11 protein-coding genes are annotated in these 12,648 nt (G+C 29.5%); all 11 read right to left on the bottom strand.

Going from position 1 to position 12,648, the window contains the following annotated elements:
- Nucleotides 1-126 precede the first annotated feature (126 nt).
- The gene (locus ACYPV9_RS01525) at nucleotides 127-1,557 is read right to left on the bottom strand and encodes an MFS transporter (RefSeq protein WP_299064624.1); all 1,431 of its coding nucleotides are present in this window, start codon (nucleotides 1,555-1,557) and stop codon (nucleotides 127-129) included.
- Between the two features lie 166 nt (nucleotides 1,558-1,723).
- Nucleotides 1,724-2,380, bottom strand: a complete 657-nt coding sequence (locus tag ACYPV9_RS01520) for a response regulator transcription factor (RefSeq protein WP_299064622.1) — start codon at nucleotides 2,378-2,380, stop codon at nucleotides 1,724-1,726.
- A gap of 53 nt (nucleotides 2,381-2,433) precedes the next feature.
- On the bottom strand, nucleotides 2,434-4,245 hold the full coding sequence (locus tag ACYPV9_RS01515; protein WP_459741367.1) for a sensor histidine kinase: 1,812 nt from the start codon (nucleotides 4,243-4,245) through the stop codon (nucleotides 2,434-2,436).
- An 11-nt stretch (nucleotides 4,246-4,256) separates the two neighbouring features.
- Nucleotides 4,257-4,841: a DUF4202 domain-containing protein gene (locus tag ACYPV9_RS01510; protein ID WP_459741366.1), complete on the bottom strand. Its 585-nt coding sequence runs from the start codon at nucleotides 4,839-4,841 to the stop codon at nucleotides 4,257-4,259.
- Nucleotides 4,842-4,850: 9 nt separating this feature from the next.
- Nucleotides 4,851-5,228, bottom strand: coding sequence for a nitrite reductase small subunit NirD (gene nirD, locus ACYPV9_RS01505; protein WP_299064616.1), 378 nt, complete (start codon nucleotides 5,226-5,228; stop codon nucleotides 4,851-4,853).
- 219 nt (nucleotides 5,229-5,447) lie between these two features.
- Nucleotides 5,448-7,961 carry a nitrite reductase large subunit NirB gene (gene nirB, locus ACYPV9_RS01500; protein WP_459741365.1) on the bottom strand — a complete coding sequence of 838 codons (2,514 nt, stop codon included), beginning with the start codon at nucleotides 7,959-7,961 and terminating at the stop codon, nucleotides 5,448-5,450.
- A 197-nt stretch (nucleotides 7,962-8,158) separates the two neighbouring features.
- Nucleotides 8,159-9,301, bottom strand: a complete 1,143-nt coding sequence (locus ACYPV9_RS01495; RefSeq protein ID WP_459741364.1) for a DUF5929 domain-containing protein — start codon at nucleotides 9,299-9,301, stop codon at nucleotides 8,159-8,161.
- A 1-nt stretch (nucleotide 9,302) separates the two neighbouring features.
- A complete protein-coding gene (locus tag ACYPV9_RS01490) occupies nucleotides 9,303-10,166 on the bottom strand; it encodes an aldo/keto reductase (RefSeq protein WP_459741363.1) in 864 nt (287 codons plus the stop codon).
- A gap of 3 nt (nucleotides 10,167-10,169) precedes the next feature.
- Nucleotides 10,170-10,922 carry an SDR family NAD(P)-dependent oxidoreductase gene (locus ACYPV9_RS01485; protein WP_459741362.1) on the bottom strand — a complete coding sequence of 251 codons (753 nt, stop codon included), beginning with the start codon at nucleotides 10,920-10,922 and terminating at the stop codon, nucleotides 10,170-10,172.
- A gap of 176 nt (nucleotides 10,923-11,098) precedes the next feature.
- Nucleotides 11,099-12,031 (bottom strand): hypothetical protein, encoded by a 933-nt coding sequence (locus ACYPV9_RS01480; RefSeq protein WP_459741361.1) that lies wholly within the window; start codon nucleotides 12,029-12,031, stop codon nucleotides 11,099-11,101.
- A gap of 91 nt (nucleotides 12,032-12,122) precedes the next feature.
- Nucleotides 12,123-12,602 (bottom strand): hypothetical protein, encoded by a 480-nt coding sequence (locus ACYPV9_RS01475; protein ID WP_459741360.1) that lies wholly within the window; start codon nucleotides 12,600-12,602, stop codon nucleotides 12,123-12,125.
- Nucleotides 12,603-12,648 lie beyond the last annotated feature (46 nt).

Raw genomic sequence — 12,648 nt, 5'->3', positions numbered from 1 at the left:
TTTAGACCAAGATTTTATACTAAATACGACATTAAAACTCTAGAAACCTAAGATTGATTTTATTATTCTGATTTTCTTAAAAAAGAATATCCTGAATTTATAAATCAATAAAAAAGAGTACAAATTTTAACTTTTTACCTTTATAGGAATTAACTGAGGTATTATTTCTTCTGTATATTTTTTACTTTCTAGCTGTTCTTCTTCTTTAGAAAATTTAATAGATAATGCAACCAAACCTGTTACAACAACAATAACACCAATTATTAAATAACCACTTGAAACTGCACTAGATGAAGCGATTGATTGTGCGTTCTTTATAACTTCTACACCCAAACCTTCGTTAGCAGTAATTGCAGCTTTTTCTGCAAATGAAGATTTGGTTTTTAATAATATTGCAGCTAAAAACGCACCTACATTTCCACCAGCACCCACTATACCAGACACAGCACCAATAGCTTTTTTGTTTATAAACGGCACTACAGAAAAGGTTGCTCCTTCTGCCATTTGAACACTTAAACTAAACATTATTAAAAAAACAACACCTACTATTAAGCTTGTTGCTCCAGAAAAAGAAATTAGTACAATTCCTTGAAGTGTTAAAATAAACGACAAAAACAAAACACGACCTCTTAATCCTTTTAATTTCCCGAATTTATCTCCAAAAAAACCTCCTAATGTTCTGGCAAAAATATTCATTAAAGCAAATGAAAGCACTAAATTACCAGCAGTTACTCTTTCTAATTGAAAAGTATTTTGCAAATAATCATCCATAGTACCATAAACCGTTAATTCTATACCAAAACTAGCAGCATAAACTATAAATAAAATCCAAACTCTGTAATCTTTTAAAACTTCTAAAAAACCTATTTGATCTTTTTTAGTTACTATCATTTCTCCAGCCGCTTTTAAATCGCTATAGTTTCCTTTAGGAGTATCTTTTGTGAAAAAGAAATAAATAATACCCATACAAAAACAAATAACACCAGCAATTATCATAGAATACCTCCAAGCTTCTACTTCTGCAACACCAAGACCTACAACTGCTGCCGCTATTAAAGGCATTCCTAATCTGTTTGCTCCTCCACCTAAATTACCCCAACCTGCAGAAGTAGCATTTGCTGTACCAACAATATTTGGCGCAAACATTAAAGAGGTGTGTACTTGTGTAATTACAAAAGATGCACCAATAAAACCTATAAATAACCTACAAATTAAAAACTGTGTTGGTGTTTGCACTAATCCACAAAGTACTACAGGAATAGCACCCAACATTAATAAGTATGTATAGCAATATCTAGGACCGTATTTATCACATAATTTCCCAATTAGTAAACGTGCAAAAACAGTTCCTGAAACTGCCAAAATAATTGAATTCCATTTTTGATCTGGAGTTAATCCTAAGTCTTTAACAACATCTGGCATAAAAGGCACAATGCCAAACCAAGCAAAAAAGCACATAAAAAATGATATGGAAGTAATCCAAAATGTTCGAGTAGAAATATTTTTAAAATCTAATAAACTTAATTTTGTTGATTTTTCTTGTGCTAAAATTGACATAATACATATATTTATTTTACAAAACTAAGTATAAATACTTAATTTAAATATTAATTATACGTATATTTTAATTATTAGTAATTTAATAATTACACAATAATGATTTTAAGAAAAATGTAAAATTTGTACTAAAAACTATTGTAATATAAAAATAAGTTTGAAGATTTTATATTAATTGATACTCTTTTGCCTTAGCTGTAAGCTCCATTAAATTTTTTACCTCTAATTTTTTCATTAGATTAAAACGATGCACTTCTGCAGTTCTTTTGCTAATTTTAAGTTCTTCTGCAATATCTTTATTATTTTTTAGCTCTAAAACTAAACTAAGTATTTGCTTTTCTCTTTTGGTTAATTTAAAAGGAAGTTCTTTTTGGTTTTTAGTTTCTACTGCAATACTCGCATTACCATTAACAAAATTATTCATAATAATAGAAGATACATCTCCTGTAAAATATTTACCACCAGACGCAATTTTTGTTAACGCTTTTAAAAACTCTTCTTTACTTGCTCCTTTTAACAAATAACCATCGGCACCAGCTTGTATGGATTTTACCACATACTCTTCAGAATCATGCATAGATAAAACTAACGTTTTAATATCTTTATGGTTTTTGCTTATTTCTGCAACCACCTCTATACCATTCATTTCTGGCATTCGAATATCTACGATTAAAATATCTGGTTTATTCGTAGAAATTATATGTATTGCTTCTTTACCATCAGAGGCCTCGTTAATAACAGTAATACCCGATTCATCTTCTAATAAAGCTTTAATACCATTTCGTACCAAAACATGGTCATCTGCCAAAACTACGTTTATCATATCTAACTTTTTACAACAACAAAAATACTATTTTTACGTAAAAATACGTACATCTAAATAGGTATATTTAACGTAATTCTTGTGCCTTCATTTGGCTGAGAAGAAATAAAAAGTCTGCCGTCGATATATTTTATACGTTCTTTCATAAAGGTCATTCCCATTCCTCCATCTCCATCTTTCACTTTCTTAATCTTATTAGCCTCAAAACCTTTGCCATCATCATCAATAACAATACTAAGTATTCTATTGCTATGTGAAATTGTTACTAAAATATAAGAAGACGCTGCATATTTAATAGCATTATTTACAGCTTCTTGCACAATTCTATAAAGATTTATTTCTGTTAACGAATCTAATCTCAAATTAAAATCTGTCTTGTTAAAAAATAAAATTTCTTTTCCGGTTAACTTACTTAACTCTCTTGTTAATTTGTTTATTGCAGGCACAATACCGTGGTCTGAAAGTTCTGGAGGCGTTAAATTAAAAGTGGCTGTTCTTACTCCTTTTATAATACTTGTAGTTAACAACTTAAGGTTTTCAATTTTCTCTTTAGATTTTTCAATATTATCTAAATTGATACTCTCTAAATTATATTTAAGGCCAGTTAACATTTGCCCAATACCATCATGCACATCTTTAGCAATTCTATTTTGTTCTTTTTCTTGATTCTCTATAATCTTACTTGAGATTATTTTTTGTTGATTCATTTTCTCATCAAAACTATCTTGCCAAAGTCTATCAATTTCTAATTGCGCTGCTTTTCGTTTTGTAATTTCTGAAGCTATTATCAATAATTCTGATTTATCATCACTAACTCTATATGGTATAATCGACATTTCTAACCAAACATCTTCACTGTCTTTTGTTGTTGCTTTTACCTCTCCTTGCCAACCAATTTTTCTATGTTTACTAATTAACTCTTCTATATTTTGTTGTTCATTTTCATCAGTACTTAGAAATTTCCAGAACAATAAATCTTTCTTAAATCTTGATAGTTTAAACAATCTAGAAAACTTGTTTCCAACATGAATAATATTGCCAAATTGAGATATTCGAGCAAACAAAAGAGTTTCATCCATCGCATGACTTAAAGCTCTTAATTCTTTTATTGATTTTTCTTTAGCAATACTTAATTGATCTGCTTCAAAAGCCATCCTTTTCGCCTTTTTTTCTGCAGATAATAGTTCTGATAAAATAGATTTAACAGATTTTGCAGTTGGCCAAAAAATAAATAAAAACTCTGCTAAAAGAATTAACAAAGTTAATATCATTAAAAAAAACTCGAACTTTCTTAACCAAGTAACTTTTGTATCTGCTTCTTTGTCGTACTGATTTACAATATCATCCATTACCAATAAAAAAACACTTTCATTATTTGTAACTTTATTAATATCTGTGGTTAATTCTTCCATAGAAATTAATGGTGATTTTTCTAATTTGGTTATAATCGATTTAGTTACTTTTTGAATAGTATCAAAAATAGGATTAAGCACTAAAAACTTTTTTTTAATTATGTTGCTATTTTTGGCAGGCAGCCCTAAAGAATCATTTCCTTTTTGTAATGCATTATGAGATAAAGCCCATAAATCGAGTGTTTTTTTAATATTGCTTTTAAGTTGTTGACGTTTTTTATTATCTAAAGAAACAGACAAAGAAACAATTTCTTTTGTTAGCTTTTGACTTAACATTCTTTGTCTACCGGCAATGTTTATGACTGTAGAATCACTTTCTTGATTATTTAAATGATCTCTTACAAAAAACTGACTTATAATTACAGAAAGAGCAATAGTACTTAATGCGATGATATATAAACGGCTTAGTTTAGAAAACGTACGCTGATCTATAGAGTTTCCGCTATTTTTCATTACAAGAATATCTATGAAATAGCTTTTTTAACTAAATTAAGCCCTTTATCAGAAAAAGATAATTGCAAAGCTGCTTCTCTACCTTTATCAGACATTTTTACCCAAGTTTTTTGTAAAATATCTATTACTTTTTCATCGGAATGTTTTGCGGAAAATTCATCAAAATAATAATCTAAAAAAACCAAACATATTACGTCTTCAATAGTTTGAGATTCATCGTTCTTTTTAATCAATTTTTTAAGAATAATCTTTTCTACACGATTTATAAATTGCTCATTAAAACCTACTGTTTGCAAAATATCTACTGTAGTTTTTGCATGCATTTTTTTTAATGTTTCGCGCCATTTTAAATAACCAACTCTATCCATTGGAAATTCATTTCTTGGAATTACCCATCTACATATATGTTGAGCTCTAGCGGCTATTTGCAAAGCTTTTGAGGCATTAGAATTAAACTGAAGAAGCTTTCTAGACATTCTTTGAGAATACAATAATTCTTTTGGGTAATCTAAACCAGAAGAACTATAGATATTAGGATCTTCTGCATTTTTTTTATCTATTAAAGCAATCGCAGTCTCAAATTTTGTTGGTTTCATTTTTTTCTTTTATTCTTGAAAGCCAATATACACATTTTCTGCCTCAATTTTTACAGGATACGTGGCAATAGCCTCTAAGTCTCCGTTCAAATTTTCTCCATTTTCCAAAGAAAACGTTTTTTTATGCAGTGGGCAAGCTACTTTTGGCAAGCCTTTATCGTCACCAATCATACCTCTACTTAATACCATTTCCATTTTATGTGGACAAACATTTTGGCAAGCATACCATTTATTTATTCGAGCAAAATTAAAAACTGCAATTTGTTTATCTTTATACTTAACGCATGCCCCACCATCTGTTGGAAAATCTTTTACAGAGGCTGCTTTAAACCAAATTTTAACATCTTTATCTAATACTGATTTATAATTGTCTAATATTTCTTGCATAATTGTTATTTATTTTGGCGTTACCTAAAGGTCGGGCTTTACAACATATCTTTTTTGTTTGTTATCGATACTTTTTGTTCATTTCTTCACAAAAAAATCGAACTGACACAAAAAAGGATGTCGTTTCAATTCCTAACACAACTATTTACAAACCTTTAGCCAACTAATGCTTTGTTTCTTTTAATATACTTACAATGTTTTTGTAACATTTTGCAAATTTTAAACCCAAGGTTGTGGCATTTTTTGATCTCTTAAAGATACAAATGCTATGTTATCATCCTCTTCATCACTATTTACAAAGTGGTTAAAACGTTTCATTACTTCTGGGTCGTTTACAGCTTGTGTCCATTCGCACTCAAACTTATTTACTAAGGTTTGCATTTCTGTTTCTAAATCTTGTGCAATACCCAATTTATCGTCTATAATTACTTCTTTTAAATAGTCTAAACCGCCTTCTAAACGTTCTTGCCACGCAGCAGTTCTTTGCAAAGGTTTTGCAGTACGCATGTAAAACATTAAATATCTATCTAAATATTTTACCACGGTTTCATTGTCTATTTGTTCTGCAAATAATTCTGCATGACGTGGGTTTGCACCACCATTTCCTCCTAAATACAAATTCCAACCACCTTCTACAGCAATTAACCCAAAATCTTTACCTCTTGCCTCTGCACACTCTCTAATACAACCAGAAACACCTCCTTTAATTTTATGAGGCGCTCTAATTCCTCTATATCTGTTTTCTAATTCTATACCAAAACTTACACTTTCTGCCATACCATATCTACACCAAGTAGAACCTACACAGGTTTTTACAGTTCTTAAAGATTTCCCATAAGCATGTCCACTCTCAAAACCATGTGCTATTAATTCTTTCCAAATTAATGGTAACTGATTTAAGGTTGCTCCAAATAAATCTATTCTTACACCACCAGTTACTTTGGTATATAAATCATACTTTTTGGCAATTTGCCCTAAAGCAATTAATTTATCTGGTGTAATTTCTCCTCCAGGAACCCTAGGCACAACAGAATAGGTTCCGTTTCTTTGAATATTTGCCAAAAAACGATCGTTAGAATCTTGTATGGCATATTCTTTATTGGCAGTATCTGCGTGAATTGTTGCCATTAAAGAGGCTATTAAGGGTTTACACAATTCACAACCATGACCTCCATTACCATGATTGTCTAAAACTTCATTAAAAGTAGTATAGCCTTTTACTTCTATAATTTTATATAAATCTTGTCTGTTAAAATCAAAATGGTCACAAACTGTATCTTTTACTGTAATTCCTAAAGATTTAAGAGTGGCTGTGGTTAAATCTGCCACCATAGGTTTACAACCTCCACAACCTGTACCTGCTTTTGTACAAGAAACTACGTCTGCTAAATCCATAGCTTCACCATTTTCTATAACCCCACAAATTTGACCTTTAGTTACACTTTCGCAAGAACAAACTTGAGCATCGCTTGGTAAATCCATAACATCTCCTAACGTAGCAGCACCATCTATAGCTGGTAAAATTAATTGTGCTGGATTTTCTGGAATTTTCATTCCGTTTAAGAAAATTTGATGCAACATGCTATAATCTGAAGCATCACCAACCATTATTCCTCCTAATAAAGAAGTACCTTCTTTATTTACAATAATACTTTTATAAACACCTTCAAGTGCATTTTCGTATACAATTTCCAATCCATCATTTTCATTTAAAGCATCTCCAAAACTAGCTACGTCTATGCCACTTAGTTTTAATTTTGTAGACATGTCTATTGCAGTTGGCATTTTTGCTTCTTTATCTCCTAAAATTTGCGACACAGCAATTTCTGCCATATCGTAACCAGGAGCTACCAAACCATAAATCATGCTGTTTAATAAGGCACACTCTCCAATTGCAAAAATGGCATCATCTGAAGTTCTCATATCATTAGACACTAGAATACCTCCTCTTTTACCTACTTCTAAATTACAGGTTTTAGCCAACTCGTCTCTTGGTCTAATTCCTGCTGAAACCAATAACATATCAAAAGGCACAGTTTCCTCTTCAGAAAATTGCATTCCTGTTATAAAATTGTCTCCTGTTAATTGTTGTGTAGCTTTGTTTAGTAAGATTTCTATACCTAAAGCCTCTAATTTTGTTTGTAAAGATTTACTAGCATCATTATTTAACTGTCTAGGCATTAATCTTGGTGCAAATTCTACTACAGCAGTTTCTAAACCCATATCTATTAGTGCTTTTGCTGCTTCTAAACCAAGTAAACCTCCGCCTAAAATGGCTGCTTTTTTTTGGATACCTTCAGACTTTATTTTTGCAACATAGTTCATAGTTGCATCTAAATCTTCTATAGTTCTGTATACAAAAACACCTTCTTTTTCTATACCTTTTATTGGTGGCACAAATGCAGAAGATCCTGTTGCCAACACTAAATAATCGTAAGAATATTTGGCATCTTTAGCCGTAGTGACAGTTTTAGAATTTCTACTAACATCTGTTACTCTTACATTTGTTATTAATTCTATATTATTTTCTTCATACCAAGAACGAGGAGCCATTTCTAAAGCTTTGGCATCTTTATTTTCGAAATATTCACTTAAATGAACCCTATCGTATGCGGGTCTTGGCTCTTCACCAAAAACAATAATTTTAAATTCTTTGTTTTGAGATTGGTTTACAAATTTTTCACAAAACTTATAACCAACCATACCATTTCCTACAACAATTATTGTTTTCATAATTACGTATTTTAAAAACAAAACTAAGTATTTATACTTAATTTATGAATGTGGAATATTAATTATTTCACATAAGTGATTAACTTTTATGATTATAGAGAAAAAAAGAAGTATAAATGAATATTTAACAAAATTGCATTACAATAAATATGAAAGCCATATTACCATAATAAAAAATGATACTTTTAATAAAGTTACTATGCATATTTTAACTTTCTAATAACACGCAAGGTTTCTTTGTATTTTATATAAGTAGATTTGTTTTCTAGATTTTTAATATAATTTTTGGCTTTTTTCAAATTTTCTTCAGCATCTAGAAAACCGTGTAAATAGCAAATAAGATAATTGGTGGGTAATCTTAAAACGTCTTCATGTTCTGTAAAAGATAAAGGTTTGTTTTCTGATACCTTTCTGATTATTAAATTACAATTATTGTAAATATGAATCATAACTTCTTCATTAAAAACAGGAGGCTTAAACAAAAAATCATTTACAATATCGTGCTTGCCATTTTCTTTAAAATGAATTATTGTTTTTTCTAACGGATAGTATTTTTCTTGCTTTTCTAATCCTAAAAAAATAAATTCTGTTATGATAAATGAATTGCTATTATATGTAATTTTAACATCATCTAGAGCAGAAAAGAACAACTGAACTTGCTCATTAATTAACTCTATATCTACTCTAGAATAATAAGTTTCGTTATTAATTACTTTTTTTTCTCCTGCCCAACAAAGCACAAACTGTTCATTAAAAACCTTGTACTGTGGGTTATATTTAGGTTTATGATTGTTTATAAAATCGAAAACTCCATTTAAAGTTAACTCAATATTATTACTGGCATTTTTTTCTATGGCTGTAACAATATCTTTATTTCTATTTCTTAATTCGAAATTTTCACCCAAATAAGGCATCGAAATACTGCCACTTCGGTAAAAAATAGTTCCTTTTTGGTATTTCCATATTTTTTTTGAAAAAGAAGCTATTAAATTGTTTGGGTAAATTGTTACTAAACCAATTACTTTATATCTAGGTAGACTCGGAAAACTTACATTTTCATAAGCTATCTTTGGCGGATTAGTTACATAAGCATTAACAAGATTTTGTATTTTACTATCATCAAAAAAATCTACACCTAAAATCTTATTCTCTTCATCTTCTACACCAATAACAATATAAGAATTGTTTAAAGGATTCGAATTTGAAAGAGCGCAAATATGTTTTAAAAACTTTGCTTTTCCGTCTTTTCTATTTAAAGATAAACTTTGCTTTTTATCATAAAAACTATTCTCATCATTATGAGAAAGTAAGTTTTTAATTAAAAGGCGTTTGTTTATCATTTTACGGCATTTCTTCTCCTCTACTAGCTTCTAATAATAAAAACCAATCTTGCAATTCTAATTCGATACTTAACGCTTTATTTGCTTTTGATATTCGATCTTTATTTGTTGTACCAATTACTGGCGAAATATTTGCAGGATGCTTTAAAATCCAAGCTAATAATAGAACATCTTCTGTTACATTGTATTTTTCTGCTAACGGACTTAAAACTTTTTTAATGCGAGTTGTCTGTTCTGTTTCTTCTTTAAAAACACCTCCTAAAGGACTCCAACACATTGGTTGAATGTCTTTTTCTAGCATTTGATCTAAACTACCATTATGCATTGCTGCGTGTTGCATTAAAGAAAACTCCACTTGATTTACAGAAACAGGAATTTTATCAGAAATTAAATTAACCTGAGAAGTCGTAAAATTAGAGACGCCAAAATTGATAATTTTTCCACTTTCTTTTAATATATTAATTGCTTCTGCAATTTCATTGGGATGCATTAACGGACTTGGTCTATGCAATAAAAAAGTATCTAAATAATCTGTTTGTAAATTTTTTAAAGATTGTTCTACACTCCAAACAATATATTCTTTACTATAATTATAATGTTTTAATTTATTATCTCTAGATTCTGCTACTAACTGAATACCACATTTAGAAATTAACTTTATATCATTTCTTTGAATTCCGCTTTCTTTAAAACCTTTACCAAACGCAGCTTCTGTAGTAAAATGGCCATAAATATCTGCATGATCAAATGTAGAATTTCCATTTTCTACACAAAATTGAATCATTTCTGATTGTTCTTTAGTAGAAAAATTTTTGCCCCAAGCTCCCCAAGACATACATCCTATTATAATTTCTGATTTTGACATCTTTTATTCTTTATTTAAAATTGTAGCACTTGCTTGTGCTGTAGGGTAAACAACTAAATCTTCTATATTTACATGATATGGTCTTGTAACTACAAAATGAATAATATCTGCAATATCTTCTGCTTGTAAAGCTTTATAACCGCTATAAACAGCTGCTGCTTTTTTAGAATCTCCTTTAAAACGAACTTCTGAAAATTCTGTTTCTACTGCACCCGGATGAATTGCAGAAACACGAATGTTATGCTTATTTAAATCTATTCTCATAGATTTATTTAAAGCATTTACAGCGTGTTTAGAGGCACAGTAAACGTTTCCGTTAGGATACACTTCTTTGCCAGCAATCGAGCCAATATTTACTATAAAACCATTGTTTCGCTCTATCATTTGCGGAAATATGGCTTTAGAAACATACAATAATCCTTTTACATTAATGTCTAACATTGCATCCCAATCGTCTAAACTACCCTCTTGTATTGTAGACAAACCATGTGCATTGCCTGCATTATTAATTAAAATATCTATTTGCTTAAAATTTTCTGGAAGAGATGAAACTGCTTTTTCTACAGCTGTTCTATTAGAAACATCAAATTGTAAAATAGTTACATCTGTAAAAGTGCTTAATTCTTTTTGCAGATATTCTAACCTATCTAACCTTCTACCACAAAGAATTAATCTAATATTATTTTTTGCAAATATTTTTGCAGTTGCTTCTCCAATACCAGAGGTTGCGCCGGTAATAAATGCAGTTAATTTCATGTTATTTAATTTAAGCTAAAACTTTGTATAAAATTATGAAATCTTTTTGGCATAAATTTAAACGACTTAGATACTTTTTAGCAATTATTAACAAAGAAAAAACCGTCCTCCTCAGGACGGTTTCTCTTTCAATTGGTTATTAAGCAATAACCAACCAAAAATCAACTAACCAAACTTTATTTTAAATTTCTTCTAATTTTTGTTTTTCTTACTATTTTAGTACGTTTTCTATTCGAATTCCTTACAATAGATTTTGCACTTTTTTCTGATGCGTCTGTTTTTAAGTATTGTACAAAACCTCTACCATTAAAAACATATGTTGTTTTAGAGTCTAAATTATAAAGACTAATCTTACCATCATTTATAACGCTTAACTCAAACTCTTCTATATCTCCGCCATCATAATTAAGTGTTAATATTTTAAGGTCTTCGAAACCTGTCACATCAAACACTTCATAACCTCCAACGTAACTCCAATTTATATTTGCAATTTGTGTGCCAAAATTGTCTTGAGAACTATAAAAAGTAGTTGTATTTTCTGGTGTAAACTGCAAGTAATTTTCTAGATCAAATGCATTTGGCACTCCACCTGTTGTACTTGTTTTCTCCCAAGCTTGATATTCTTGTAAAAAATACTCTATGTTTTCGTAGAACAACTTGTCATAATCGAAATTATTTACCTGATAACCAATTAAAAAGTATGTTACGTTTTGTCTATAATTGTATAATCTTATTTCATTATTAGATGTTACAGTTACTTCAAAATCATTTCTTCCGTCTAAATCGTGTCTTGTTTCTAAAAGACCTGTATACGTATCATATGTACCAACATCTATACCCAAACCATTTCCTGTAAAACCAATATCTGCAATATTATTGTTTGCATATAAAACACCATTTAAAAACGATAATGTAAATGCTTTAGAAACAAAGGGAATATCTCCGTTACCTATAGTTCTGTGATAATCTATATACCACAAATCGTAATTTGATACAACTTCTTCTAAAGAGATTTCATTCTCGATAAAATTGTCTTCGAAAACTGTGGTACATGAGCCTAATAATGCTCCTGATAAAATAAATGTAAAAAGTAGTTTTAAAGATTTCATAAGCTGTAGTTTTAAAGTTACACTTACAAATATTCAAATTACGTGCCAAAAATTATAAAACCAATTAAAATATTGATTATAAATATTTTAACTATTGTTTTTTTGCTGAAGGAAACGCTCGAGATTGAATTTCTTTTATATTCTTTACTTTGTAAAAAACAGATTTACCATCTTTATTAAAACTGATTATAGCCTCATTTTTTTCTAATTGAAAAGGAAACTTTTTAACAGAAGGTAATTTATTTTCTAATTCTTTAGTAGGATTTGAATCTAATATAATATCTCTTTTTATATTTAAATCTGAAGAAAAATGACCAATCAATTGTACTTTATTACCACTTACAACAACTTCTGCTTTGGCTATTTTATTTTGAAAATATATTGAATCAAACTCTATTTCTAAAGCGTTTTCTAATTGAATTTCTAGTTTTGTGCCAGCAACACCTTTTTGACCGCCAACCCAGTTATTATAAAATGCTTTTTCTACTTTAAAAGCAGGGTTTTTAATTAAAGAGTTACTTCCGCATTGAGTAAAACCAAATAGTATGGCTAAGATTGTTAAGATTTTCATGACTTTCATTTTTTCAAGTTTGCTGTTCATATGTCAAATGATATGC

The sequence above is a fragment of the Polaribacter sp. OB-PA-B3 genome (assembly GCF_054589375.1).
Note: the sequence above shows the minus strand (reverse complement) of the source record. Positions and strands in the feature narration are given on the sequence as shown.